This window comes from Streptomyces sp. NPDC096324, assembly GCF_044763015.1.
GTDB lineage: Bacteria > Actinomycetota > Actinomycetes > Streptomycetales > Streptomycetaceae > Streptomyces.
In genome coordinates this window covers 290554-316656 of the sequence record NZ_JBIWFK010000005.1, presented here as the reverse complement: position 1 = coordinate 316656, position 26103 = coordinate 290554, and the positions used below count along the sequence as shown (strand labels likewise).

Genomic DNA, 26103 nt, shown 5'->3' with positions numbered 1-26103 from the left:
CCCTCCGGGCGCTCACGGGCTACAAACCACACATGGCCGACATCCAGGGCTCGTACGACGATCTCTTCATCGCTGTGCCCCAGGCACTGTCCACGATGCTCGACGAGGGCGACGCCGGTGCCTCGGTGGCCGTCTTCGTGGACGGCGAACCCGTGGTGGACGTCTGGGGCGGTTTCACCGACGCGGATCACACGCACCCGTGGCAGCGCGACACGATCACCAACGTCTGGTCCGTGACCAAGACGATGACGTCGCTGTGCGCGCTGATCCTGGTCGACCGGGGCGAGCTCGACCTGGACGCGCCGGTCGGCCACTACTGGCCGGGGTTCGCCCGGGCGGGCAAGGAGAAGGTGCTGGTGCGGCACCTGCTCGCGCACACCGCGGGCCTGCCCGACTGGGACGGACCGATCGAGGACCTGTACGACTGGCCGTCCGCCACAGCACGCCTGGAGGCGCAGACGCCGCAGTGGGAGCCGGGCGGCGCGGCCGGGTACCACTCGCTGACCCAGGGGTTCCTGGTGGGCGAGGTGGTCCGCCGGATCACGGACGTCAGCCTGGGCGAGTTCTTCGCGCGGGAGGTCGCGGGCCCGCTGGACGCCGACTTCCACATCGGACTGTCCGCCGAGGACGACCACCGGGTGGCCCTCACGATCCCGCCGACCGGTCAGGACGAGGACTACACCGCGAGCGCGCCCGGCGGCACGGCACCGGACACCGGCGCCGCGCGCGTACGGGTCCGTGACGGCAACGGCGTGGCCTGGCGCCGTGCGGAGATCCCCGCGGCGAGCGGATACGGCAACGCCCGCTCGGTCGCGCTCGTGCAGTCGGTCATGGCCCGCGGAGGAGCGCTGGGCGGCACCCGGCTCCTGTCACCGGCGGGCTGCGAGCTCGCACGACAGGAACAGTTCAGGGGCGAGGACCGCCGCCTGGGCATGCCCGTCCGCTGGGGCCTCGGCTACGGCCTGTTCGACACCGGCATCGGCTGGGGCGGCTGGGGCGGTTCGCTGGTCGTGGTCGATCCCGACCACCGCATGGCGGTGGCCTACGTGACCCACCAGATGCGCGAACCGGCGAACGACCAGCGGGGCATGGAGTTGCTGATGTCCGCCTACGACGGCCTCCAGGGCCTGGAACCCTGACGGCTAGTCCGGCAGAGCACGCCAGGCGATCGCCTCCCACGCCGCCTGGGCCTCCCCGCACGGCGGCCTGGTCGATGCCTCGGCCTCCCCGCACGGCGGCCTGGTCGGTGCCTCGGCCGGCGCGGCCGGATTCCGCGCGATCGTGTCCATGGCCCACCCCCGCCCTGGACGGGCGGGGGTGGCGCATCCCCCTTGAGAGCTACGGGGATTGTCCATGTGGGGGTGACTCGCGGACGTCGGCGGGTTCCTAGCGTGGTCGTCAGGTCGCCACCGGTGCGACCACGATCACCAGGGGAGGCCACGATGGGCACGACGTCCACCGCACCGCACGACACAGGATCCGGCCCGGACGAGGAGGGCGACGGCCGGGGCGGCCGTTTCGGGCGGATCGTCCGGTCCCCACTCGGCTGGATGCTGACGGGCATGGTCGGTGTCGGTCTCGTCTCGAGCCTGACCGCGACGGGCCCCGGTCCGGTGCCGGCGCTGGGAGCGGCTGCCGCGGTGGCCGTGTACTGGGCGGTCATGCGTTTCGTCGCACGACGCTCCACGCCGGAGATCGCCCGGCGTGGAGCCGGCCGGGAGTTACTGCTCGGCGGCGGGATCGGTCTGGGCTTCATCCTCGTGGCCGCGCTCCTGATCACGGCTCTGGGGGGCTACTCGTTCTCCTGGGCGGGCAACGGCTTCGTGTCGGTGGTGTGGTCCGCGGTCATGGTGCAGATCGGCGCCTCGGTCACCGAGGAGCTGATGTTCCGCGGTCTCGCCCTGCAGGCCCTGGAGCGGTTGTGGGGCAGCCGGGCCGCCGTCGCGATCACCGCGCTGTTCTTCGGTGTCGCCCACCTGGGGGCTCCGGGAGCCAACGGGTGGAGCGCGGTGGCGATCGCTCTCGAGGCGGGCGCCATGCTCGGTGCCGCGTTCCTGTGGCGGCGCAGCATCTGGTTCGTCGTGGGTCTGCACTTCGCCTGGAACACTGTCGAGCAGTTGCTCGGCGTCCCGGTCTCCGGACACACCCCCGAGGGTCTGTACACCGTTGACGTCCATGGTTCCGCTCTGTTGAACGGTGGCGGCTTCGGCCTGGAGGCGTCGATCGTGCCCATCGTCATCAGCGTACTGATCACCGTCTCGATGGCGGTCCTCGCCCACCGGAGCGGCGGTCTGCTGCCCCGGCGGCGGGCCCGGCACTGAGACAGGCCGACTGGAGGAAACGGACGTGATGTCCCGTCAGGCGCTCTGGAGTTCCCCGCCGCTCCGGGCGCCTCGTGACTGGTGGAGGGAGCGGGATGCCTCCGTCAAGGACGGCGTGCTCGCTCTGGTGCTCACCCTGCTGGCCTTCGTGCCGACCCTGTCGAACATCGGGGGGCAGATCGGCGATCTGCCCGAGCGGCCGGCGAACGCGCTGGGCATCGGGCTGGTCCTGGCCCAGACCCTGCCGTCGGCGGCCCGCCGCCGGTGGCCCGCGGCCTGTCTGGCCGTCACCGCGAGCGCGTTCGCCGCGCACCAGGCGCTGGGCTTCGCGACGACGTTCGGGAGTATGGGGCTGTATCTCGCCCTGTACTCCGCCGGGGCCCATCAGGTCGGCCTCCGCCGTGCCGTGGCCGTCGTGGCGAGTGCGGCCTACGCCGTCCTGGCCGTCGTCCTGCACCACCTCGGCTCGCCGCAGGGAATCCCGGACTATCTCGCGTTCTATCTGACTCTGGCCGCGATCTGGCTGGTGGGGGGTGCCGTACGCATGCGGCGAGGGGAAGAGGCGGAGCGGCGGCGGCTGGCCGCCGAGGTGGCCACGGCCGCCGAGCGGGCGCGGATCGCCCGCGAACTGCACGATGTGGTCACCCACCATGTGACGGCCATGGTGGTGCAGTCCGACGCGGCGCAGTTCCTGCTCACGTCCGCGCCGGAACGGGCCGGGGAGGGACTGGTGGCCGTCAGCGACACCGGCCGTCGGGCCCTGACGGAACTGCGGTACCTGCTCGGCGTGCTGGAGGCGACCGGTGAGTCCGCGGCCGCCGACCCGGCGCGTGCGGACCGGGCCCCGGCGCTGGGGCGGGTGTCGGACCTGGTCGAACAGGCCCGCAGGTCGGGTCAGCCGGTCGAGTTCGACGAGCAGGGCGAGCGGCGGCCGCGGTCCGTGGACGTGGAGCTGGCCGCGTACCGCGTGGTGCAGGAGGCGCTCACCAACGCGATGAGGCACGCGTCCGGGCAGCTGACCCACGTCCTGGTCCGGCACCGCGAGGAGCAGGTCGAGATCGAGGTGAGGACCGACGCGCCCGCAGTCTCCCCGGCGAGCGTGCCTCTCACGCGGAAGCCCGGCCCGGCAGGGGGACGAGGTCTGGCCGGATTACGTGCACGGGTGAGGATGCTCGATGGTGAACTGGAGGCCGGAACCCGGCCCGAGGGCGGGTTCGAGGTCCGCGCGACGATTCCGTCCCAGCCCGTTCAGGAGTGAGCCCGTGAGCGATGCGCCGCAACCCGTCCGTGTACTCGTCTGCGACGACCAGGCACTGGTGCGGACCGGCTACGTCACCATCTTCTCCGCGCAGCCCGACATCGAGGTCGTCGGGGAGGCCGAGAACGGGCACGCGGCGGTGGAAGCCGCACGGCGGCTGCGGCCCGACGTGGTGGTGATGGACATCCGGATGCCCCTGCTCGACGGCATCCAGGCGACCCGGCAACTGGCCGGTCCCGATGCCCAATTCCCACCGAAGGTGCTGGTCGTCACCACGTTCAACGTCGATGCCTACGTCTACGACGCGCTGCGGGCCGGAGCCAGCGGCTTCCTCCTCAAGGACGCGCCTCCCGCGGAGCTGGTGAACGGGATCCGTACGGTCGCCCGGGGCGAGGCCCTGCTGGCGCCCGCCGTCACCCGCCACCTCATAGGCCACTTCGCCGAACACCTGCGTCCGGCCGACACCTCCCGGTCGGCCAGGGAAGACCTCGTACGCGCGCTGACCCCCCGCGAGCTGGACGTGCTCCGGCAGATCGCCGAGGGGCTGTCGAACGCGGAGATCGCCGCGGCGCTGTTCATCACCCCCGAGACGGTCAAGACCTACGTCTCGCGGATCCTGACCAAACTCGGCCTGCGCGACCGGGTCCAGGCGGTCGTCCTCGCCTACCGGGTCGGGCTGATCCCGCCGACCGACTGACGGGGGCCGACCCTCGTGGGCGATCTCGGTCCATCGTGCAGGGCACAGGTTCGCGTCGACACGTCGACGGACGAGCCGTCGGGGCTCGTTGCCGCGTCACGTACTTTGAACGCGCGCGAGGCGAGGACAAGGTTCGAACGCCGATAGCGAAGTGCTGACCTGGCAACATTTCGTGTGCGCCCCCGAATCAATTTCGGGGGCGCTTCAGGATCTCCGACGGAGAGGGTACTGAGGTGTTCGGCGCTGTCTTCGGTGACGACATATGGTTCCTGGCTGGACTGACAGTCGTTGCCGCGCTCGTGGGTCTGTTCGCGTGGACGATGGCCCGTCGGCGCCAAGTGCCTTACTCCTCTTGGTGGTTACTCCTCGGGTTCTGCCTGACCGGCGTGCTCGGCGTCACGCTCGCGCTGCGCGGAGGCGAGGCGGGGCGTGCCGAGTGCGTGATCAATCACGAGGTCACCGAGCCGCTGTACACCACGCAAGGGCTGTGGAACCTGGCGATGTTCGTCCCACTCGGCCTGTTCGGCGTGCTGGCACTGCGTCGCCCGCTTCCCGTGCTCGCCGGCGTCCTGGCGCTCCCCTGTCTCATCGAACTCGCCCAGGCCCTGGCGCCGTTCGTGAGCGGTGTCTGCGACAGCGCCGACGTGGAGATGAACGCCGCCGGGGGCCTGCTCGGCGTGGCTCTGGGACTTGCGCTGGTTCGGGGGCGCGTTGCCTGGAAGGCGTGGGCACGCCCCACTCTGATCGTGACCGCGGTGCTCGGCGTGACAGGAGTCGCGGTGTGCCAGACCGCGATCACCTTGGACCACGTGGACGGCTCCGGGGTCCGGGACGCGCACGGCGCCGAGCGGAAGGCCGCCGAACAGGCCATCCATCAGGCATTTGGGAATCATTACCGTGTCGGTGCCGTGCGCGTCAGCCCTGGCATTGAAGGACATAACGGCTGGATATCCATCCAGATGTCCGATGGATTCCCCGCGGAGCTGATGTGGCCCGGCGCACGCCAACTGAACGTGAGCTTCGAGAACTCCGCCCACCCGACCGAGGCCAGCTTTCCGGTTGCCGGCTCCGGAAAGCCCCGTGATGCCCGGAGTGCGTACCTCGTCGCCCGCGCCTACATGAAGGCCCACTACCCGTGGGCCGCGGCAGCCTCATGGCACGAGACCCGACTCGTGGGCAGCAAGGCCGAGTTCGGATGGCTCACTTCGTGGCGGTTCAAGGAACACGGTGTGGTGATGCCCCGCAGTCTCGACGTGCAGATCAACCGAGTCGGCCGGGTTTCACAGATGTTGGTGGACCTCGGGCCCACGCGCGTGAACCTTCCGCCCCGGCTGATTACGGCGAAGCAGGCCGAGGAGATCGTGAGGAGGACGCAGAAGAAGAACGGTGCTGACGTTGGGGCGTTGAGGATCCGGGCCGACGTGTTGAAGGTCGAACGCCCCAAGGGCTGGCAGGGCCCCTGGCGTGCAATGTGGTCCGTGAAGACAACGGACACAAGTTGCGAGCCCGATGAGGACGGCTCTGGTTGCGAGCCGTTCACCACGGCCGTCGACGCGGGTACCGGTCACATTGACGACGAGTGAAGGGCGACCCTTGTCGTCGAGCCGACGGACGCATCAGCGCCACCGGGTATGAATGGACCGCTGGGACCATGAGGGCCCCTGTCTGTCAGAGGTTCTGGCCGCCCAAACTCGTCAGAGCGCTTCCTCGGCGTATGCCTTCACGAGCCGACGACGCCAGCAACGCTCCCCAACCAGGCCGGTGGCACGGAAGAGGTCCGTCGGGTCGCGCAACGAGTCGAAAATCGGTGGTCACCCGGGCTGACCGGGCCCACGCTGTACGCCATGGAAGAACCGCAACGTCAGATCCGCGCGGCCCACACGGAATCCACGATCACCGTCTACCAGGCGTACCGCCCGGAGATCGGCGGACCCGCAGCCCGCAAGGGCCGTTTCCCCGCCGCGTGGAAGCCGGACCGCATGACATGGATCAAGCCCAGTTTCCTGTGGATGATGTACCGCTCCGGCTGGGGCACGAAGGAGGGGCAGGAGACCGTCCTCGCCGTCGAGATCACGCGCGACGGCTTCGACTGGGCGCTGCGCCATGCCTGCCTGTCGCACTACGTCCGCGGGCTGCACCCCGATCGCAGCGCCTGGCAGCGTGACCTCAAACGCGCACCGGCCCGTGTCCAGTGGGATCCCGAACGCGATCTGCACCTGCGCCCCCTGCCGTACCGCTCGCTCCAACTGGGGCTCTCGGGCGAGGCGTCGTCGCGTTACGCGGACGAGTGGATCGTGTCCATCAGCGACGTGACCCCGCTCGCCCACGAGATCCACGCACTCGTCAGGGACGGAGACCTGGACGCGGCGAGCCGACTGCTTCCTCAGGAGCACGGATACCCCGCCGGTGACGAACTCCTGGCCCACCTGAGTTCCTGACCGGCAACAGGGGCACAACCGCCGGGACCACCCACGCGCCACATCGCGGCAAAGCGACCTCGTGCTCGGCAGGCAGTCCGGACTCGTCCCGCGCGAGGAGAAGTCCGGGCCGGCGGCCGGTGTGGAGGCCCCGCTTCCCCTCGGTCGGGAGAAGCGGGGCCGGCGTCACAGCCGTGTGCCGTTGACCACCAGTGTCACGTCGATGTTGTCGCGCGTGGCATTGGAGTACGGGCAGACCTGGTGGGCCGTCCTCGCCAGTTCGACCGCCTGCTCCTCGGCGACCGAGGGCAGTGAGATCTGCAGCTCGACGCCGAGCTTGAAGCGGCCGCCGTCGATCGGGATCAGCGAGACCCGCGAGTCGATCTCCGCGTCGTCCGCCTTGAGCTTGCCTCGCTGCCCGACCAGGGCGAGCGTCGTACCGAAACAGGCGGCGTACCCGATCGCGAAGAGCTGTTCGGGGTTGGCGCCCTCGCCGTCCCCACCCAGTTCCTTGGGCATCCGCAGGTCCAGATCCAGCCTTCCGTCGGACGTGCTCCCGCGGCCGTCCCTGCCCCCGGTGACATGAGCCTGCGCCGTGTAGAGCGCCTTGGACATCCTGAACTCCTTAAGTCGCTACCGTAGTTCGAACCTGTCACTTCAAAAACAAGAAGTCAACGGCTAATGTCGGGAGCCCCGAGACGACCGGGAGGGAAGATGGCGAAGCTGGAGGTCGGCTACCTGCTGCCGACTCGTGACCAGTCCGTTCTGGGTGAGCACGACCCAAGAGGGCTCGTCGTCCAGGCACGGCGGGCGGAGGAGCTGGGGCTGGACTCGGTCTGGGCGGGCGACAGTCCCGTGACCAGACCGCGCGCGGATCCGCTGCTGCTGTTGGCCGCCGTGGCCCAGGCCACCGAACGGGTCGCGCTCGGCACGGCGGTGCTCCTGCCGGCGCTGCGTCATCCGATCCTGCTGGCACACCAACTCGCCACCCTCGACCGGCTGTCGGACGGACGGCTGATCGCGGGCATGGGCGGCGGGTTCCCGAACCCGGCGACCCGTGCCCAGTTCGCGTCGGTCGGCATCGGATTCGCGAGCCGCGCCGGCCGCATGACGGAGTCGATCGACGTCATGCGGAAACTCTGGTCAGGGGAGACGGTGTCCTGGCGGGGCGAGCACTTCGTCTTCGAGGACGTGCGGATCGCACCCCCGCCGTCCCGCCCCTCAGGCCCGCCGATCTGGCTGGCCGGGAGCGGCGCACCGGCGCTGCGACGCGTGGCCCGCCTCGCCGACGGCTGGCTTCCCTATCCGCCCGAGTGGACGACGTACGCGGAGGAACACCAGGTCATCGAGCAGGCGGCCGCGCCACGCTCGGTCACCCCCGCCCTGTACGCGACGCTCTGTCTGGACCAGGACCCGGAGAAGGCGCACCGGCGCCTGCGGACGAGCGTCGAGCGCTACTACAACGCGCCGTTCGACGTCGTCGCCGGGATCCAGGCCGTGTTCGCGGGCACCGCCCGCCAGGCCGCCGACTGGCTGACCGGCTACATCACGGCCGGCGCCCGCCACCTCGTGATCCGTCTGGCGACCGATGACCACGACGCGGGCCTGGAGGAATTCGCCGACCGGGTCCTGCCTCTGCTGCGCGAGGAGCATCACCGATGACCACGTTCGTTCTCGTCCACGGCGCCTGGCACGGCCCGTGGGCCTGGGACCGGGTCGTTCCGCTGCTGCGCGCCGCCGGGGCGCGCACACTCACCCCGGACCTGGGCACCCCGGGAAATCGCGGGCTCCACGACGACGCCAGGACGGTCGTCGCCGCCATCGACACCGTTCAGCAGGAGGGCGATCTCGTACTGGTCGGACACAGTTACGCGGGCCTGGTCGTACGGGAGGCTGCCGACGCGCGGCCCGACGCCGTCGGCCACATCGTCCTTGTGGACGGATGGGCCGGGCCCGACGGCTCCGGCATGTTCACCCTGGCCCCCAGCACCTTCGTCGACGCGATCCGCGCGGTGGCCGAGACATTCGGGCACGGACAGCGGATCCCGGCCCCATCTCCGGAGGCGTTCGGCATCGTCGACCCCGACAACTCGGCCTTGCTTGCCGCGCGCCTGCTCCCCCAGCCGCTGCGCACGTTCACCGAAGGCACTCGCCTGACCGGGGCCGTCGACCAGATCCCCGGAACGGCCATCCACTGCAGGCCGGGGACCTACCCCTTCGACCGGTTCGGTGAGGCCGTCGGGTATCGGACACGGGCGCTGGACGGCCCGCACGACGTGATGCTCACCCGGCCCGAGCCGCTCGCCCGGATGCTCATGGAGAGTGCTTCGTTCAGGAACGGGAAGCGCCGAGTCTAAAGTGATGAAGTGGAACAGCGAACGTACAACCAGTACTGCGCGACCGCGCGCACCCTCGACCTCGTCGGCGAGCGCTGGACGCTACTGCTGATCCGCGAGCTGCTGACCGGGCCCAAGCGGTTCGGCGACCTGCAGACCAGCCTGCGCGGGCTCGGCACCGGACTGCTGGCCGCGCGCCTGAAGCATCTGGAACGCGAGGGTCTGGCTCAGAAGATCACACTTCCCCCGCCCGCCCGGACCGCCGCGTACGCCCTCACCGAAGCCGGTGAGGAACTCGGGCCGGCGATCCTGGAGTTGGCCCGGTGGGGGCTGAAGTGGGCCATGGGCGAACCCCGCGTGACCGACACGTTCCACCCGGGCTGGGCCGTGCTCGGCCTGCGGGCCTGCTTCGACCCCGAGGCCGCCACGGGACTGTGCGCGGTGTACGAGTTCCGCATCGACGACGAGATCTTCCACGCCCGAATCGACGACGGGACGATCGAGGCGCTGCACGGACCGGCCCAGCACCCGGACGCGACCGTCACGACCGGCACGGACGCATTCCTCCGCCTGACCGGCCAGGGCCTCACCTGGGCCGAGGCGATCGAGAGCGGCGCCGCGTCGGCATCGGGCGACAGTGAGGCACTGCGCAGGCTGGGAGGCCTGTTCCGCATGCCTACCCCGCACACCCGGAGGGCGGACCAGGCCTCGTCCTGATCACCCTCCCGATCCCACGCATAGGGTCCCTGCCCCGGGGCTGAGGCCCGGGGCCGGGACCGTCTGTCGGCCGGTGACTCAGCGTCGGCCGGGACGTCAGAAGGCGCTGTTGCTGCAGCCCGCGGAGGAGCCGAGGGTGGTGACCTGGGCGCCAGGGTTGCCCTCGCCGCCGAGCAGGTTGCCGCCGAGGCCGTTGAGCACGCCGACCTGGCCGAGGACGTCCGCGTTCAGGTCGTGCGACGTGCAGCTGGAGTGCTGCTTGACGTTGAACCCGTCGCCGTGGTCGCCGGCGTGGGCCGTGCCGCCCACGAGTCCGATGCTGCCGATCGCGGCGATCAGGACGGCGGCGTTGCGAAGCTTGCGCATGTCATCTCCGATGGAGTGAGTGGGTGCGATCTGCGAAAGATCGACTTCTACAATCCTGGGAGGTTAGTGACGAATATGCCAAAACGGTCCCTGACGCGCCGGGTCTCATGATCGTGCGGCAGAAACACCCAAAAGCCTCAGCGAATGCGAACGGGCACAACGGGCACACCGATGTCGGCCGGGCGGTCTTCGCCGATCGCTACGGACAGGGCCGCCGCCGGCAGGATCCTGGCCGGAGCGACGACGGGTGCTCGGAGTTCTCGTCGGGGACGGGACCCGTGGCGCGCCGCGCCGGGCTAGTGGGACAGTTCGTAGTCGAACCGGATCCGGTGGGTGCCGTCCGTGTCGACCGCGATGCCGCCTGTTCCGGTGATCCCGGCCAGCGCACCCGTCCCACTCGCCGGCACGATGACGAAGAACTCGCTCTGCCTCCCCTCGCCCAGGGTCGTCGCGGAGTGCGCGAAGTTGAAGGTCCCGGCCTGCCCGTGGAGCGTCCCCTCGAAGGACTCCATGGCGACGTACGTTCCCACCCCGTCGGACTGGTCGAACGCGGCGGTGAACAACGTGGCGGAGCGTCCGGCGATCTCGCCTTCGTACTCCTTCTCCATCGTGGCGACGCCGACGGGCAGCGCCGTCTCGATTGCGGGGCTCGGTACCGGTGTTGGAGTGAAGCCGGCGACTCTGAACGTTCCTGAAGCTCGCATCCCCGGATCGTATGCCGCGCCACTGACATCCCCGGGGCGTTGCGCGGACAGCCTCAGAGTCCCTGGAGCAGGCCCGCCACCCCGCCGATGAACGCGCTGGTCAGCGTCGCGGTGAGCAGGACGCCCAGCAGGACCCGCAGCCGGCGGGATCCGGTCTCCGGGCCGGTTCGGGCACGTACGGCCGTGGCTCCCAGGGTCAGCACCACCAGGCCGAACAGGGAGAGTGCCAGCCAGCCGAACACGGCGTCCACGCCGATCTGTTCGTAGGTGTCGGAGGACGTCCGCCGCAGCGCGACCGTGCTGCCGACGGGCAGGTCGCTGTCGACCGTGGCGTCGGTGTCCACGACGGTCCCGTCGTCGGAACGGAAGATGCCGTGGCAGTGCGGGTACCGGTGGCCTCCGGTCTGGCTGTACGAGCAGGACTGGACGCTGAGAGGGCCGGACGTACCCGCCATCCCCGTGGCGTAGGCGAGATGCGTGACCGCGAGCCAGGTCACGGCGGTGCCCGCGACGAACAGACCCGTGATCACCAGCAGGGGGCGCCCCGCCGTCCGGCGGCGGTTCGTCCGTTCCCTCATCCCGTCCCCCCGTTCCCGGATCCCGGCGGTCCTCACCGGCCCGCCGGTCCCGATCTCCCACGACGTACAGCAGACACACCAGTGCGCCCGATGGTTGTGAGCCGCGATGCCCGTGGCGTGCCCGGCCACCGTGGCTCCGATCGAGTGGACTTGCCGGAACGTTGATCGGACCGGGGCTCGTGGCGGGGGCGCGAGTGGTGGTGTTGCCGTCTGTTCCCGTGACGGGGACCTGAACCCGATCCGGAAGAGGCGCCCTCATGCGACATACCTCCTACCGCCGTCCCCTCGCGGTGGCACTGCTCGCGGCATCCGTGCTGGCCCCGATGACGACGACGCCGGCCGCGGCCCTCCGCGCGCCGGGTGTCCGCCCGGCCGGCGTCCACGCGGCGGGCGCGGACGGATACGGCGAGGACGACAACGCGAGCGACAGCCTCGACCCGGCACTGAGCGCCCGGCTGGACAAGGCCGTCGCACACGTCCGCGAGCAGGCCGGCATCCCCGGTGTCGTCGTCGGGCTGTGGATGCCCGGCAAGGGGAACTACGTCCGCGCGACCGGCGTCGCCGACAAGACCACCGGCAAGCCGATGTCCGCCGACTCCTACGTCCGGATCGGCAGCGAGACCAAGACCTTCACCGTCACCGCGCTGCTCGAACTCGTCGACCGGCACCAGGTCCGGCTGGACGACCCCATCTCCCGCTACATCCCCGGCGTGCCGAACGGCCGCCGGATCACGCTCCGCCAGCTCGCCGAGATGCGCAGCGGACTGTTCCCGTACACCTCCGACGCGGACTTCGAGCACGACCTGCTGAGCGACCCGCAGCGGGTCTTCACCCCGCGGGAGCTGCTCGCGTACGGCTTCAAGCACCCCAACACCTTCGCCCCGGGCGCGCAGTTCGAGTACTGCAACAGCAACCTCATCCTGCTGGGCCTCGTCGTCGAGAAGGTCACCGGTCACAAGCTCCGGGACGTCATCGACGGGCGGGTCCTGCGCCCGGCTCATCTGCGCCACACGCTGTTCCCGAAGGGGAACGAGTTCCCCGAACCGCACCCGCAGGGCTACACCGACCAGACACTGAGCGGTGAGGTCACCAACTCCACGAACTGGAACCCTAGTTGGGCCTGGGCCGCCGGGGCGATGATCTCGAACCTCCAGGACCTGCGGCACTGGGCCAAGGTCGTCGCCACCGGCACGCTGCTCAGCCCCGAGACCCAGGCACAGCGCCTCAAGACGCTGCCGACGGGCTTCCCGGGAACGACGTACGGCCTCGGCATCTTCAACGCCAGCGGATGGATCGGGCACAACGGCTCCCTGCCGGGATACGAGACCGTGACCGTGTATCTGCCCTCGAAGAAGGCCACCCTGGTCATCATGCTCAACACCGACATCACGTACGAGGGCCAGGAGCCGTCCACGCTGGTCGCGAGGGCCGTCACGGAGATCGTCACTCCGGACAACGTCTACGCCGGCGCGGTCGTCGGCCCCTGAGGCCCGACCGGGGCGCGCCCCGCGTGCGGTCCTACTCCACCGCGATGCCGAAGTCCCGTACGAGTTCCGCGAGCCCGCCCGGGTAGCCCTTGCCGCCGAGGACGAACGTCCAGTTCCCGTCGGCCCGGCGCCGGAAGGAGCCGAGGACCAGGGCGGTCTCGCCGGACCGGCCGTCGGAGACGTCGAGCCGGTCCAGTTCGGCCAGGTCGGGGCCGAGCAGCCGGATGCCGGCGTCCGTGAAGCCGGAGAGGTCGGCGTCCGGGTCGGCCTCGGGGTCGATGGCGGCCACGAGGACGACCCGGTCGGCCTCCGCCGGCAGGGCGTCGAAGGAGACGCCGATCGCGGCCTTGTCGGGCGGCGCCGCGGGCAGCGCGGACACCGAACCGTCCGGTGTCCGCGGGTTGTTGTAGAAGACGAAGTGATCGTCGCCGAGGACCCGCCCGCCTCGGCAGACGAGCGCGCAGACGTCCAGCGCGACGTCTCCGGTCCATCCCATCCCGAGGACGTTGTGGTCGTCGGGCAGCCGGGGCCCCGCATCCGGCCGGCCCGCCCGCGGCGCCCCCGACGACGACCGGGACGGCCCCGACGCCCGGGACCCCTGAGCAGGCCTGGGCTCCCCGGACCCCTGACCAGGCCGGGACGCCTCGGGCGACCGGGACCCCTGCGCCGGCCGGGACGACGAAGCCGCCCCCGAGCGGTCCCCGTCCCCCAGCCTCCCCCGCAGCCCGTGCCGATGCAGCAGATCCACGAGTTCGGGACCGGCGATGAGCTCCAGCGGCTTGCCCTCGGCGAAGGCGTGCGAGCCGGGGCCGAACCCCGACGTCGTCACGAGCACCCCCTTGTTGGCGCCCGCGTCCTGCACCGTCCCGTACAGATCGCGTACCGCGGTGGGCGGCACGGTGTTCCGGTAGCGCTTCACCTGGACGACGATCTTGCCGCCCCGGATCGGCGCCGGGTCCAGCGCGTCGACGTCCACACCGCCGTCGTTCGAGCGCTGGGTCGTCACCGCCTGCATCCCCATGGCCCGGAACAGATCGGCCACGAGCTCCTCGAACGCGATCGGGTCCATGGCGTACAGATCGGGATCCTCGTCGCCGCCGTGGGCGACGACGCGGTTCCCCACGTCCCGCGGCCGCCGGCCGGGCCGTACGGGCGTGAGCTGGTCCGGCCGGGCCGAGAGCTGCCCGCGCAGTCCGTCGGTCAGACAACTGGCCGCGTCCACCTGGGCGAGGCGCAGTTCGAGGAACGGAAAACGGACGGCCCTGACGGTGGCGAGGACGATGTGGTCCGGCCGGCCCGTGGCGGGGTCGTGTCCGTCCACGAAGCCGTTCAGGACGACCGATGCGAGCGTGCCCCGCTCGTCGGCGCCGAAGAGTTCGTGCAGCACGAGCAGCAGGCTCTGCGCGAGGACCTCGCGGTACAGGCCCCGCCGCTGGGTCACGGGACGGGCCGTCTCCTTGTCCTGGTCGGCGCCGGACAGGTACCGGACGGCCTTCACCTCGGGGACGACGTCGTAGGCGGGCAGCTCCCAGTCGAGGACCAGTTCCCCGGCTGCCGCGTCGAAGGCGGCGGTGACCCCGCGCGGGAAGCCCTCCGGCCACGCCGACGACGAGTAGAGCGCGGCGGAGAAGTACTCGATCACGGAGTCGGGATCCCCGCGGAGGACTCCTTCGGCCACCTCGGCCACACCCGCGTTGTGCCGTCGCACGTCCGCCAGCTGGGCATCGGCCCACTGCTGGTACTCCCGCTGGTACGAGGCCAGTTGGCGCTGCCGGTGGGCCTCGGCGGCCTGGGCGGCGTGCCAGTCCCGCTCGAAGCGCGCCTGCGCCTCGGCCTGCGCCTGCGCCCGGCGGTTCGCGGTCCAGCCGCTCTGTGCCTGGTACCGGCCGATGTCCGGCATGACCACCGGCTGCGCCAGCGGACCCGGGGCGAAGGGCTGGATCTGTTCGGGACGCAGGAGCGAGGCGGCCCGGAAGGCGGGCGCCCGGCAGCCCGCGGCGAGCAGACCCTGCAACGAGGCGACCTCGGCGTCCAGTTCATCGGTACGGCGGCGCGCCTCCGCCTGCCGGTACTCGCGGTACTCCTGGGCGGCCCGCCGCTGGTGGGCCCGCGCCCGCTGCTCCTGCTGCCTGCGCCGTCTCTCGTCGAGCTCCCGCTGGCGTTGCTGCTGCCGCTGCGCCTCGGCCCAGACACCGACGAAACCCGTAGAGCGACGACTCATGAGCTTGCAGGCCCTCCCCCGATGCCGGCGGCCGAACGGCCCCCGTTGGTTGTCCCCACAACCATGTGTAAAGAGGTGACTCTATCCAGTAATCACCATCCCGCACATCCATGGGACGGCGGCCGCCGTGACCGGGCATTCTGGCAGGTCACCTCCGGTCGGGAAGCACCGGAGGCGCCGTTCCCGTCGTAGGACGGGAACGGCGCCTCCGGGTCGTGCGCCGTCTTGTGCCGCGAAGCGGCCGGCTCGGCCGGGACTACCGGATCGTGGCCGTGTCGATCACGAAGCGGTAGCGCACGTCGCTCGCCAGGACCCGCTCGTAGGCCTCGTTGATCTCGGACGCGTCGATCAGTTCGATCTCGGCGCCGAAGCCGTTCGCGGCGCAGAAGTCCAGCATCTCCTGGGTCTCCTGGATGCCGCCGATGCCGGAGCCCGCGAGGGTCTTGCGGCCGCCGATCACCGAGAACAGGTTGAGCCGGACCGGCTCCTCGGGCGCGCCCACGTTCACGAAGGCGCCGTCCGTGCGCAGCAGGGCGAGGTAGGCGTCCAGGTCCAGCGGGGCGGAGACGGTGGACAGGATCAGGTCGAACGTGCCGCGCAGCGCCTTGAAGGTCTCCGGGTCGCTGGTGGCGTGGTAGTGGTCGGCGCCGAGCTTCAGGCCGTCGTCCTTCTTGCGCAGCGACTGGGAGAGGACCGTGACCTCGGCGCCGAGGGCGTGGGCGATCTTGACGCCCATGTGGCCGAGACCTCCCATGCCGAGGATGGCGACCTTCTTGCCGGGGCCGGCGTTCCAGTGCTTGAGCGGGGAGTACGTGGTGATGCCGGCGCAGAGCAGCGGCGCGGCGACATCGAGGGAGATGCCGTCGGGGATGCGCAGGGTGTAGTTCTCGTCGACGACGATCTTCTGGGAGTAGCCGCCGTAGGTGGGCTCGCCGTCCTTGCCGACGGCGTTGTACGTGCCGACGCCCCCGCCGGTGCAGTACTGCTCCAGACCGGCCAGGCAGTTGTCGCACTCGCGGCAGGAGTCGACGAGGCAGCCGACGCCCACGCGGTCGCCGACCTTGAACTTGGTGACGCCGGGGCCGACCTCCTCGACTATGCCGGCGATCTCGTGGCCCGGCACCATGGGGAAGGCGGCCTTGCCCCAGCCCTCGCGGGCCTGGTGGATGTCGGAGTGGCAGATGCCGGCGAACTTGATGTCGATCAGGACGTCGTGCTCCCTGACCGCGCGACGCTCGATGGTGGTGCGCTCCAGCGGAGCCTTGGCGGCGGGCGCGGCGTACGCAACGACAGTGGTCATGCCGGAGTTCTCCTCGGGAGGGGGGTGGTCCGTGCCCGGCTGTCTCGCGCCGGGCACGGCGTCAAGCCTGCCCGATCCCGCACGGCTCACCCAGACCACGGTTCCGCGTACGTTCACTGGTCCTACCACTGGCGGGGTCAGGCTCCGTGTCGTACGACCGTTGATACTGGACATATGGATGAACAGCCCTCCGTGGGTCCCGCCGGTGAGGCGGCTCTCCCCCTCGACCGGCGTGCCGAGCTGAGCGAGTTCCTGCGCAGCCGCCGTGCCCGGCTGAAGCCGGAGGACGTCGGGATGCCCGACTTCGGGCGGCACCGCCGGGTGCCCGGGCTGCGCCGTGAGGAGCTGGCCCAGCTCGCCGGGGTGTCCGTCGCGTACTACACGCGCCTGGAGCAGGGGCACGGTCGCAATGTGTCGGCGGAGGTGCTGGACGCCATCGCGAAGGCGCTGCGGCTGACGGACGCCGAGCACAACCACCTCACGCACCTCGCGAAGCCCAAGCAGCACAAGAAGCGGCAGGCGGCGCGGCCGCAGCAGGTGCGCGGCTCCCTGCGCCAGCTTCTCGACACCCTCGACGGCGTCCCGGCGTACATCACCGGACGGCGCTCCGACGTGCTCGTGTGGAACCGGATGGCGGCGGCCGTCTTCGGGGACTGGTCGGAGCTGCCGCCGCAGGAGCGGAACTGGGCGCGGATGGTCTTCCTGCGGCCCGAGTACAAGGACCTCTTCGTGGAGTGGGAGCAGAAGGCGATCGACATCGTCTGTCTGCTGCGCATGGACGCGGGCTGCCATCCGGACGATCCGCGGCTGGCCGCGCTGGTCGGGGAGCTGTCCGTGAAGAGCGAGGACTTCCGGCGGCTGTGGGCGACGCACGACGTGAAGGAGAAGAGCCACGGGGTGAAGCTGCTGCGGCATCCGCTGGTGGGGGACCTCGCGTTGCAGTTCGAGTCGTTCCGGCTGATCGGTGACACGGAGCTGGCGCTGGTCACGTATCACGCGGAGCCGGGGTCGGAGTCGGCCGGGGCGTTGCGGCTGCTGGCGTCGTGGGGGACGGACGCGACCCGCGCGGGCGCGTCCTCACCCCACTGATCACGCGGGTGCGCCCGGCTCAGGGCCGGTACGGCGGCGCGGCTCCCCAGGTCCACTTCGGTACGGGCTGCTCCGCCGGCGGTGTCGCGTCCGGGCCCGAGAAGTACACGGCGAGCCTCGTGCCCCACTCGGCGTAGGCGAGGAAGGCGGAGCGGAACTCGGCGTCGGTGGGGAGCCCCGCGTCGTCGGCGGCGTCCTGGAGGAGGTTCACCCAGCGGCGGCGCTGGACCTCCGTGATGCCCTTGCCCAGGTGCTTGGCGACCATGTGACCGTGGCCGCCCTGGGTCTCGGTGTACCCCGGCGGTCCGCCGAAGACCTCGCCGAGCCAGAGGGCCACATGGGCGGCGTGTTCGGGCGCGAGACCCGCGAACAGCGGCGCGAGGAGGTCGTCCTTGAGGACCTTGCCGTAGAAGGCCTCGGTGAGACGGGCGAAGGCCTCGGCGCCGCCCGCCCAGGCGTAGAGCGTGGGCACGGAGGCGCCCTGGCCGCGCACGGAGGTCGGTTTGTAGTGGCGCATCTCCTCGATGCTGCCGATGTACGGGCGGATCTCGGCGAGGAAGTCCGGGAAGAGCTCGGAGGCGCGGAAGCCCTCGATGTGGTCCTCGGTCGAGGTCCAGGTGATCCTCAGGACGAAGTGCTCGAAGTCCTCCTCGCAGCGCGCGAGTTCGTAGTCGACGCACTGCGGGGCCGCCGCGAGCTGGACGGCGGCGCGGGTGTAGGCGGCGAGGAACGCGGCCGACTGCTCCTCGGGGATGCGGTACCGGATGTATTCGACTGTCGAGACGGTCATGTCTCCACACAAACACGGAAGGGCCACCGGAAGCTCTGTTTCCGGTGGCCCGTTCGCTGCGGGCTCATTCCCGCGCCCCGACGGGCCCGGGGCGCGTGCGTGCCGCCACTACAGTGCCGCGTTCTCCTTGACGGTGATCTTCCCCTTGCGGATCGTCGCGAGGCGCGGGGCCTTCTTCGCGATCGCGGAGTCGTGCGTGACCATGATGAAGGTCAGGCCGTGCTCCTTCCACATGGCTTCGAGCACCTCCATGATCTCGTCGCGCATGGACTCGTCGAGGTTGCCGGTGGGCTCGTCGGCGAGCAGCACCTTGGGCTGCTTGACCAGGGCGCGGGCGATCGCCACGCGCTGCTGCTGACCGCCCGAGAGCTCGGCGGGCAGGTGCCCGAGGCGCTCGGCGAGGCCCACGGACTCCAGGGCCGCGGCGGCCCGCTCACGCCGTTCCCTCGCCTTGACCCGCAGCGGTACGAGCGCGGTCTCGACGTTCTCCTGGGCGGTGAGCGTGGGGATCAGGTTGAAGCTCTGGAAGACGAAGCCGATGTTCTCGCTGCGCACCTTGGTGAGCTTCGCCTCGGACAGCTTCGCCATGTCGACGCCGTCGAGTTCGACGCTGCCCTCGGTGGGACGGTCGAGCCCGCCGAGCATCTGGAGCAGGGTGGACTTGCCGCCGCCGGTGGGGCCCTGGATGACGAGCCGGTCGCCGTCGCCGATCGTCAGGTCGATCCCGGCGAGCGCGTTGATCGATTCCTTGCCCCGCACATAGCGCTTGATGACGCCTCTGAGTTCGTACATGGTGTTACTCCTGGGATACGTAAGTACGTGAGGGGCGGGGCCTATTCGACGCGGCGCAGGGCGTCGGCGGGACGCAGCCGGGAGGCGCGCCAGCCGCCGAAGGCGCCGGCGATCAGGCCACCGGCCACGGCCAGGCCCACCGCGATGACGATGGTGTTGACGCTGACGGGCGCGGTGAGCGCGACGTCGAGGGCCTTGGAGGCGCTCTGCCGCGCCGGGCCGCCGAAGCCGCCGCCACCACCGCCGCCGAAACCGCCGCCTCCGCCACGGCCCGCGCTCGCCACCTGGGCCTGGAGGTTGGGGCTGATCTCGGTGACGACGTAGGCGCCCGCGAGGCCGAGGGCGATGCCGAGGACGCCGCCGACCAGACCGTTGACGATGGCCTCGCCGACCACATGGCGGGTCACGCGGCTCGACTTCCAGCCGAGCGCCTTGAGGGTGCCGAACTCACGCACACGGCGGGAGACGGCGGAGGAGGTGAGCAGACCGGCGACCAGGAACGCGGCCACGAGCACCGCGATCGACAGCCACTTGCCGACGTTCGAGGCGAGGTTGGAGGCGGTGGACAGGGAGCCGGAGACCGTGTCCGCGAGGTCGGCGGAGGTGGTGACCGTCGTGCCCGAGATGTTCTTCTGGATGGTGCTCTTCACGCCGGCGATCTGCTGCGAGTCCGAGGCCTTGACGTAGATCGTCGTGACCTTGTTCTTGGAGTCGCTGAGCGTCTGCGCCTGCTGGAGCGGAATGTAGAGGTTGGCCGCCGCGTCGCCGCTGTCGGGCGTCGCGATGCCGATGATCTTGTACTTGACGCTCTTGATGGTGACGGTGCCACCGAGCTTGAGCTTCTTCTCCTTGGCGTACGACTTGTCCGCGACGACGACCTTGGCGTTCGTCTCGGAGGTCTTGAACGTACGACCACTGGTGATCTTCGACGAGGTCAGCGGGCCGAGGGCCGGCTTGGTGACGTCGGTGCCGTAGACCGTGTAGTTGTTGACGTCGAAGTTGGCGCCGCCGCCCTCGACACGGCCCTGCGGGGACTGCTGGGCCCCGGGGCCGCCCTGCCGGCTGCCGCCGCCGCTGTTCGGGTCCTGCTTGAACTGGCCGCGCGTGAACTGGCCGTTGATGCGGACGACCTGGAGGCTCAGGCCGCCGACGGAGTCCGCGACGCCCTGCTGCGCGTCGACCTTGGAGACGGTCGAGGAGGCCAGGGTCTGGAAACCCTGGACCATGACGCGGTCGCTGCTCTGTTCCTTGTCGGAATCGCTGTCGTTCGCGTCGAAGTTGAAGCGGGGGCGGTCGCTGGTGCTCTGGGCGGCCGCGGCCTTGGTGACCGTCATGTCGGTCCCGAGCCCGTACAGCGACTGCAGGACCTTGCCCTGGGCCTTCTCCATGCCCGAGGACACGGAACTGACCACGATGACCAGGGCTATGCCCAGGGCGAGCCCGGAGGCGACGACGAGGGCCGCCTTTCTGCGGCGGCGCAGTTCGCGCCTCAGGTAGGTGAAGAACATGCGCCGCAAGCTAGTTACGGCGCGTGATGAAGGAATAAGGCCGAAATAAAAGAACCATGAGAAGGCTGTGGCCGGGCCCAGAAATCTTTGGGAGACACCGATGCGGGAGACGCGGATGTGCGTGAACGCCGATGCGGCGGCGGCCCGTGGGGGCCACCGCCGCATCGGCGTTCACTCGCTCGCGCCCCGGCCTCGGCCGGTCCGCCGCACGGGGTCCGGTCTCGGCCGGGCGTCCGCGTCTCGGGTCAGGCGGCCGAACCGGCCTTCCAGGCCGCCCAGTCCAGGTTCCAGCCGTTGAGGCCGTTGTCCGGGGCGATGGTCTTGTCGCCGGTGTTCTTGACGACCACGACGTCACCGATCAGCGAGTGGTTGAAGAACCACGCGGCGGGCGTGTTGGCGTCGTTGGCGCCCTTGGTGTCGGACAGGCCGACACAGCCGTGGCTGGTGTTGACGGAGCCGAAGATGGACTTCGCGCCCCAGTAGTTGCCGTGGATGAAGGTGCCGGAGTTCGACAGACGCATCGCGTGCGGCACGTCCTTGATGTCGTACTCGCCCTTGCCGTCGTCGTTCGTGAAGCCGACGGTCGAGCCGTCCATCCGGGTCTCCTTGAACTTCTGGGAGATCACCATCTGGCCCTGGTACGTGGTGTGGTCCGGAGCACCCGCGGAGATCGGGATGGTCTTGACGACCTTGCCGTCCTGGGTGACCTGCATCGTCTTGGTCTTGGCGTCGACGATGGAGACCTGGTTGCGGCCGATCTTGAAGGTGACCGTCTTCTGCTGCACGCCGTAGACACCGCTCGCGCCCTGGACCCCGTCGAGGTTCAGCTTGAGGGTGACGGTGGAGCCGCCCGTCCAGTAGGCCTCCGGGCGGAAGTCCAGGCGGTTGGCGTTGAACCAGTGCCCGACGACCTCCTGACCGCTGCTGGAGGTGACCGTGATCCCCTTCTGCACCGCGGCCTTGTCGGTGATCGCCTTGTCGAAGTTGATCGAGACCGGCATGCCGACACCGACGGTGGAACCGTCCTCGGGCGTGAAGTTGCCGATGAAGCTGTTGGCGGGGGAGACCGTGGTGAACGACGCGTTCTCGTGGGCCGTGCGGCCCTCGGAGTCGGCGGCCTCGGCTGCGATCTTGTACGTCGTGGCGCGGTCCAGGCGGTTCAGCGGCTTCCAGCTCTTCTTGTCAGCCGATATCTGACCGGCGACGTCGGTGCCGGACGCGGTCTTCATCGTGACGGACGTGAGCGTGCCCTTGGTGACCGCGACGGCGGTGCCGTTGTTGATCGAGGCGTTGTCGGAGCCGTCCTTGGGTGTGATCTTGATCAGTGCCTCGGACGTCTTCTTGGCCGCGGCCTCGTCGACCTTGGCCTGCGACGTGGAGTCGCCGCCGTCCGACGCGCCGGCCTTGTCGTCGCCTCCGCTGCACGCAGAGAGCACCAGCACCCCGCCGAGCAGTGCGGACGCCGCCACAAGACGCTTGCGCCGCTTACTGATCGTCATCACACGCTTCTCCATCGTCGCCGATTCCCGAAAAGGACTACGGCAGTCCCGTAACTACTAAGAACGCCGCAACCGGTTACTCCCGTTCCACTTCCCTCGGAAGTGTGGCTCACGCCACGTCCGCCGCACGCGACCGCACCCGGCCACAAGGACCGAAACGGTACGGAGGGTTGACGCCGGGGAGACACGGAGGCGGTCCTGCCGCGCCGGGGGCAAGGAGCCCCGGACGGCGTCCACCGGCCGGGGTCACGCCTCCCGGACCGCGTCAGCCGCGCACGTCTTCCTCGTCGTCCTCTTCGGCATCATCCTCGTCGATGTCCCAATCCGGCGAATCAGGATCGTAGTCAACGGGCTCACTGCTCCACGACGCCTGCGCGAGTTCGACTCCGGGCACCTCGCTGACCAGGTCGAACGGGTCGACGAGATAAGCCAGGGCCTCCGCAGTGTCTTCCGTCACTGCGGCCTCGGCGTGCGCCCTTTCCTCGGCCGGCATGTCCGCATCATCGCTGATCCGGCCCAGCGCGGCCCGGGTGACCGCGTCGGCGTCGTCGACCTCCAGAACGAGTTCGACACGAAGCCGGACAAATTGTGAAGTCTCAGGGGTACTCATGGGAGGGAGCGTACGGCTCCTGGCATGCGCGACTTTCCCACGACCCGCGCCTTTCATTAGCATCGGCCCGCACGGCCAATTCGCAAGCGCCACAAGGGGATCGATATTTCGTGTCCGCCGCACGTCGATCGTTGCTGACCGCCACCGCAGCGGGGACCCTCCTGGGTGCCCTGTGGTTCGTCCCGTCCGCCAACGCGACCCAGGACGTACCGTCACCGAGCGCGACGACGTCCGCGCCCGCGGCACCGACCGTCACCGCGACGACACGGATGTCCACCGATACGGGCGACGGCGGTGCCCGTACGGTCTCCGACGACAGCGGGCCGAGCGCGCTCTCCGACGGCAACGGGCCGGGCACGCCGGCCGGTGACGACGGGACCCGGCTCGCGGACACCGGCGCCGTGGACACCACGCCGTATCTCGTCGGCGGCACGCTCTTCCTCGCTCTGGGCGCCGGATTCGTGGCGTATTCCGTGCGCCGAGAGCGCATGATTGCCTACTGAGCGCACCGACCGCGCACCGACCGCGTTCCGGACAACCCACGGGGAAGCCATGCGAAAGCTGAGCGAGCTGACCGACGTCGAGGAACCGTCCTGGCCGCTGCTGTCCAAGGCGCTCGCCGCCAGCGGGGTGTCCATGGAGGTTCCTCCCGTGGACCTGGACCTGGGCCGCGCGAGCCTGCTCCAACTCCAGGTCACGGCACGGTCCTGGCTGGGCGGGATGGTGCTCAACTGCGGCGGTGTGGTGCTGGACAGCGGATGGCTGCGGATCTACGGCAGTCCGGCCGAGGACTCCTCCACGGGGCTGCCGGGCGGTACGACGGACCTGCCCTCGCTGGCCGAAGTCAACGGATTCCCCGAGTACTTCGATCCGGACTGGCGCCCGCAGGACGGCGGGCTCGTCGTCGGCCACGACGTGCTGGGCGGGGTCTTCGTCCTCAACGGCCCCGACCCCGAGTCGGTGGGGCGTCCCGGCCGCCCCGGCGAGATCGTGTACTTCGCGCCCGACTCCCTGAAGTGGGAATCGCTCGAAGTCGGCCACGGGGCATGGCTCCAGTGGCTCCTGCGCGAGGGCACGGATCATTTCTACGACACGTTGCGCTGGCCCGGCTGGCGGGCCGAGTCCGGTGCCCTCACGGGCGTCCAGGGGCTGTCCGTGGTGCCGTTCCTGTGGTCGGCGGAGGCGCGGCGTGACCTCATGTCGACCAGCCGCCGGGCGGTGCCGCTGGCCGAACTCCTCGGCCTGCACCGGGATGTCGCCCTGAAACTGGACGGGGTGGACCCGGGCTTCCTCGGCGACGTCTGAACCCCTCGCGGCACGGGGCCCGGCCACGGCTCCGGCCGCCGCGAGAACGGATCTCCCGTCCCCGGGAACCGGGCAGCTCACAGCGCGGCCCCGCAACCCGAGGCGTGCGCCAGGGGGTTACGGGGCCACCGTGAAGCCGAACCGATCAAGTCAGGTCAAGTCGGTTCAGATCAGCTCGTGTCAGGTCAGGTCAGGCCAGATCGTGTCAGGTCAGGCGGCCCTGCGGCCGCCGGCGCCCTGGCCGCCGTTCTGGCCACCGCGCTGCGGAGCACGCCCGCGGCCACCGGAGCGACCCGCACCCGCGCCGCCACCGGCCTCGCCACGACGACCCGCGCCACCGCCGGCGTCCGTACGACGGCCGGCGCCACCACCGGTCTCGGTACGACGACCCGCGCCACCACCGGTCTCGGTACGACGACCCGCGGCCGCTCCCCCCGCTTCCGTGCGACGGCTCGCGCCGGTGCCCGTGCGGCGTCCGGCGGGCGTGCCGCCCGTCGCGGCGCCCGCGTCCGAGCCCGGACGTCCGCCGCGCCGGCGGCGGGCCTGGCCGTCCGAACCGGCGCTCGCGCGTCCGGCCGTGTCGCCGTCGGCGACCGCCGGGCGCCGGGCGCCGCCACCGGTGGCACGCCGCGTCTTGGGCCGCGCCTTCGGCTGCTCGACCGGCTGCGGGACCTCGATCACGACGGGGACGCCGGAAGGCTCGCGGGCGCCGGTGAGACGGGCGAGTTCCTCGTCGCTGGACTTCACGCGGGCGGTGCGCGGCGTGATGCCCGCGTCCGCCATCAGCCGCGTCATCTCACGCTTCTGCTCGGGGAGCACCAGGGTGACGACGCTGCCGGACTCTCCGGCGCGGGCGGTGCGGCCGCCGCGGTGGAGGTAGTCCTTGTGGTCGGTCGGCGGGTCGACGTTGACCACGAGGTCGAGGTCGTCGATGTGGATGCCGCGGGCCGCCACGTTGGTGGCCACGAGCGCGGTGACCTGACCGTTCTTGAACTGGTCGAGGGTGCGGTTGCGCTGCGGCTGGCTGCGCCCGCCGTGCAGGGCGGAGGCCCGGACACCGCTGGCGAGCAGCCGCTTGGTGAAGCGGTCGGCGCCGCGCTTGGTGTCGACGAAGAGGATGACCCGGCCGTCACGGGCCGCGATGCGCGTGGCGACGGCCTTCTTGTCGGTCTCGTCGGCGACGTGCAGCACGTGGTGCTCCATGGTCGTCACCGCGCCCGCGGACGGGTCGACGGAGTGCACCACGGGGTCGGTGAGGAACATCTTGACGAGGCGGTCGATGTTCTTGTCGAGGGTGGCCGAGAAGAGCAGCCGCTGGCCGCCCGGCTCGACCTGCTTGAGCAGCGCGGTGACCTGCGGCATGAAGCCCATGTCGGCCATCTGGTCGGCCTCGTCCAGCACGGTGATCGCGACCTGGCCGAGGGCGCAGTCGCCCCGCTCGATGAGGTCCTTGAGCCGGCCCGGCGTGGCGACGAGCACCTCGGCGCCGCGGCGCAGCGTGCCGGCCTGGCGCCCGATCGACATCCCGCCCACGGCCGTGACCACGCGCAGGTTGACGGCCGTGGCGTACGGCGTCAGCGCGTCGTCGACCTGCTGGGCGAGTTCGCGCGTGGGGACGAGGACGAGCGCGAGCGGGTGGCGCGGCTCGGCGCGGCGGCCGGCGGTGCGGGCGAGGAGCGCGAGCCCGAAGGCGAGCGTCTTGCCGGAGCCGGTGCGTCCCCGGCCGAGCACGTCGCGCCCGGCGAGGGAGTTGGGCAGGGTGGCGCCCTGGATGGGGAAGGGCTCGGTGACGCCCTGGGCCGCGAGGGTCTTCGTCAGGGCGGCGGGCATGTCCAGCGCGTCGAAGGACTCGACCGCGGGCAGCGCCGGCGTGATCGTCTCGGGCAGGGAGAACTCCTGCGGAGGCGCGACCTTGCGGGCGCCGGCGCGGCCGGCTCCCCGGCCCGCGCTCTTCGCGGAGCCGCCGGACTGCGCGGCACGTGCGTTCGCCGGCCGCTTACGGACGGGACGTTCGGATCGAGTCATGCTGGATCTGTTTTCCTTCCTGGGCCCACGGACTGCACACACAGCGCTCACCGACTGCATGAGCTGTCACAGCGCTGAGCCGG

The 26103-nt window shown here is 70.6% G+C and carries 25 protein-coding genes; 13 read left to right on the top strand and 12 right to left on the bottom strand.

Annotated elements, in window-relative coordinates; translation table 11 throughout:
• The first annotated feature begins 32 nt into the window (after positions 1–32).
• The 6 genes from ACIQ7M_RS15510 (at position 33) to ACIQ7M_RS15485 (ending at position 6714) form a co-directional block, all read left to right on the top strand.
• Positions 33–1139, top strand: coding sequence for a serine hydrolase domain-containing protein (locus tag ACIQ7M_RS15510; RefSeq protein WP_403644015.1), 1107 nt, complete (start codon positions 33–35; stop codon positions 1137–1139).
• Between the two features lie 303 nt (positions 1140–1442).
• The gene (locus ACIQ7M_RS15505; RefSeq protein WP_403644012.1) at positions 1443–2321 is read left to right on the top strand and encodes a lysostaphin resistance A-like protein; all 879 of its coding nucleotides are present in this window, start codon (positions 1443–1445) and stop codon (positions 2319–2321) included.
• Positions 2322–2349: 28 nt separating this feature from the next.
• Positions 2350–3579 (top strand): sensor histidine kinase, encoded by a 1230-nt coding sequence (locus tag ACIQ7M_RS15500; RefSeq protein WP_403644563.1) that lies wholly within the window; start codon positions 2350–2352, stop codon positions 3577–3579.
• A 4-nt stretch (positions 3580–3583) separates the two neighbouring features.
• Entirely contained in the window at positions 3584–4276 is a 693-nt protein-coding gene (locus ACIQ7M_RS15495) for a response regulator (protein ID WP_403644009.1), read from the top strand.
• Between the two features lie 233 nt (positions 4277–4509).
• Entirely contained in the window at positions 4510–5859 is a 1350-nt protein-coding gene (locus tag ACIQ7M_RS15490; protein ID WP_403644006.1) for a VanZ family protein, read from the top strand.
• Between the two features lie 261 nt (positions 5860–6120).
• Positions 6121–6714: a DUF4291 domain-containing protein gene (locus tag ACIQ7M_RS15485; protein WP_403644003.1), complete on the top strand. Its 594-nt coding sequence runs from the start codon at positions 6121–6123 to the stop codon at positions 6712–6714.
• Between the two features lie 165 nt (positions 6715–6879).
• Here the strand turns inward: ACIQ7M_RS15485 and ACIQ7M_RS15480 are convergent, their stop codons facing one another.
• The gene (locus ACIQ7M_RS15480; RefSeq protein ID WP_403644000.1) at positions 6880–7308 is read right to left on the bottom strand and encodes an organic hydroperoxide resistance protein; all 429 of its coding nucleotides are present in this window, start codon (positions 7306–7308) and stop codon (positions 6880–6882) included.
• A 99-nt stretch (positions 7309–7407) separates the two neighbouring features.
• Between ACIQ7M_RS15480 and ACIQ7M_RS15475 the strand changes: the two genes are divergently transcribed.
• The 3 genes from ACIQ7M_RS15475 to ACIQ7M_RS15465 are packed head-to-tail and all read left to right on the top strand — an operon-like array spanning position 7408 to position 9746.
• Positions 7408–8355 carry an LLM class flavin-dependent oxidoreductase gene (locus ACIQ7M_RS15475; RefSeq protein ID WP_403643998.1) on the top strand — a complete coding sequence of 316 codons (948 nt, stop codon included), beginning with the start codon at positions 7408–7410 and terminating at the stop codon, positions 8353–8355.
• Positions 8352–9050: an alpha/beta hydrolase gene (locus ACIQ7M_RS15470; RefSeq protein ID WP_403643995.1), complete on the top strand. Its 699-nt coding sequence runs from the start codon at positions 8352–8354 to the stop codon at positions 9048–9050. The genes ACIQ7M_RS15475 and ACIQ7M_RS15470 overlap by 4 nt, the downstream gene beginning before the upstream one ends.
• 9 nt (positions 9051–9059) lie before the next feature.
• Entirely contained in the window at positions 9060–9746 is a 687-nt protein-coding gene (locus ACIQ7M_RS15465; RefSeq protein WP_403643993.1) for a winged helix-turn-helix transcriptional regulator, read from the top strand.
• 96 nt (positions 9747–9842) lie between these two features.
• Here the strand turns inward: ACIQ7M_RS15465 and ACIQ7M_RS15460 are convergent, their stop codons facing one another.
• The 3 genes from ACIQ7M_RS15460 to ACIQ7M_RS15450 all read right to left on the bottom strand — a co-directional run bounded on the left by ACIQ7M_RS15460 (position 9843) and on the right by ACIQ7M_RS15450 (position 11394).
• Positions 9843–10112: a hypothetical protein gene (locus tag ACIQ7M_RS15460; protein ID WP_403643991.1), complete on the bottom strand. Its 270-nt coding sequence runs from the start codon at positions 10110–10112 to the stop codon at positions 9843–9845.
• A 296-nt stretch (positions 10113–10408) separates the two neighbouring features.
• Positions 10409–10816, bottom strand: coding sequence for a DUF3224 domain-containing protein (locus ACIQ7M_RS15455; RefSeq protein WP_403643988.1), 408 nt, complete (start codon positions 10814–10816; stop codon positions 10409–10411).
• A 53-nt stretch (positions 10817–10869) separates the two neighbouring features.
• Entirely contained in the window at positions 10870–11394 is a 525-nt protein-coding gene (locus ACIQ7M_RS15450) for a hypothetical protein (protein WP_403643985.1), read from the bottom strand.
• Positions 11395–11651: 257 nt separating this feature from the next.
• Here ACIQ7M_RS15450 and ACIQ7M_RS15445 point away from each other — a divergent pair, with 257 nt between their 5' ends.
• Complete coding sequence (locus ACIQ7M_RS15445; RefSeq protein ID WP_403643982.1) at positions 11652–12881, top strand: serine hydrolase domain-containing protein; 1230 nt, start codon at positions 11652–11654, stop codon at positions 12879–12881.
• Between the two features lie 31 nt (positions 12882–12912).
• Here ACIQ7M_RS15445 and ACIQ7M_RS15440 read toward each other — a convergent pair whose 3' ends face one another.
• Positions 12913–15102 (bottom strand): restriction endonuclease, encoded by a 2190-nt coding sequence (locus ACIQ7M_RS15440; RefSeq protein WP_403643979.1) that lies wholly within the window; start codon positions 15100–15102, stop codon positions 12913–12915.
• Between the two features lie 256 nt (positions 15103–15358).
• Positions 15359–16402, bottom strand: a complete 1044-nt coding sequence (locus ACIQ7M_RS15435) for an NAD(P)-dependent alcohol dehydrogenase (protein WP_355773190.1) — start codon at positions 16400–16402, stop codon at positions 15359–15361.
• Between the two features lie 174 nt (positions 16403–16576).
• Between ACIQ7M_RS15435 and ACIQ7M_RS15430 the strand changes: the two genes are divergently transcribed.
• A complete protein-coding gene (locus tag ACIQ7M_RS15430; RefSeq protein WP_386989501.1) occupies positions 16577–17491 on the top strand; it encodes a helix-turn-helix domain-containing protein in 915 nt (304 codons plus the stop codon).
• 19 nt (positions 17492–17510) lie between these two features.
• Here ACIQ7M_RS15430 and ACIQ7M_RS15425 read toward each other — a convergent pair whose 3' ends face one another.
• The 5 genes from ACIQ7M_RS15425 to ACIQ7M_RS15405 all read right to left on the bottom strand — a co-directional run bounded on the left by ACIQ7M_RS15425 (position 17511) and on the right by ACIQ7M_RS15405 (position 22690).
• Complete coding sequence (locus ACIQ7M_RS15425; protein ID WP_403643974.1) at positions 17511–18281, bottom strand: group II truncated hemoglobin; 771 nt, start codon at positions 18279–18281, stop codon at positions 17511–17513.
• A gap of 108 nt (positions 18282–18389) precedes the next feature.
• Positions 18390–19073 (bottom strand): ABC transporter ATP-binding protein, encoded by a 684-nt coding sequence (locus ACIQ7M_RS15420; protein WP_386989506.1) that lies wholly within the window; start codon positions 19071–19073, stop codon positions 18390–18392.
• Between the two features lie 41 nt (positions 19074–19114).
• Positions 19115–20581 carry an ABC transporter permease gene (locus ACIQ7M_RS15415; RefSeq protein WP_403643970.1) on the bottom strand — a complete coding sequence of 489 codons (1467 nt, stop codon included), beginning with the start codon at positions 20579–20581 and terminating at the stop codon, positions 19115–19117.
• Between the two features lie 245 nt (positions 20582–20826).
• Positions 20827–22095 (bottom strand): Ig-like domain-containing protein, encoded by a 1269-nt coding sequence (locus tag ACIQ7M_RS15410; protein WP_355773204.1) that lies wholly within the window; start codon positions 22093–22095, stop codon positions 20827–20829.
• Between the two features lie 250 nt (positions 22096–22345).
• Positions 22346–22690: a hypothetical protein gene (locus ACIQ7M_RS15405; protein WP_403643966.1), complete on the bottom strand. Its 345-nt coding sequence runs from the start codon at positions 22688–22690 to the stop codon at positions 22346–22348.
• A gap of 110 nt (positions 22691–22800) precedes the next feature.
• Here ACIQ7M_RS15405 and ACIQ7M_RS15400 point away from each other — a divergent pair, with 110 nt between their 5' ends.
• Together ACIQ7M_RS15400 and ACIQ7M_RS15395 are read left to right on the top strand one after the other, a co-directional pair.
• Positions 22801–23193, top strand: coding sequence for a hypothetical protein (locus ACIQ7M_RS15400; RefSeq protein ID WP_403643963.1), 393 nt, complete (start codon positions 22801–22803; stop codon positions 23191–23193).
• Between the two features lie 49 nt (positions 23194–23242).
• Positions 23243–23995 carry a DUF2625 family protein gene (locus ACIQ7M_RS15395; RefSeq protein ID WP_403643960.1) on the top strand — a complete coding sequence of 251 codons (753 nt, stop codon included), beginning with the start codon at positions 23243–23245 and terminating at the stop codon, positions 23993–23995.
• Between the two features lie 210 nt (positions 23996–24205).
• Here ACIQ7M_RS15395 and ACIQ7M_RS15390 read toward each other — a convergent pair whose 3' ends face one another.
• The gene (locus ACIQ7M_RS15390; protein ID WP_403643958.1) at positions 24206–26020 is read right to left on the bottom strand and encodes a DEAD/DEAH box helicase; all 1815 of its coding nucleotides are present in this window, start codon (positions 26018–26020) and stop codon (positions 24206–24208) included.
• Positions 26021–26103: the final 83 nt, after the last annotated feature.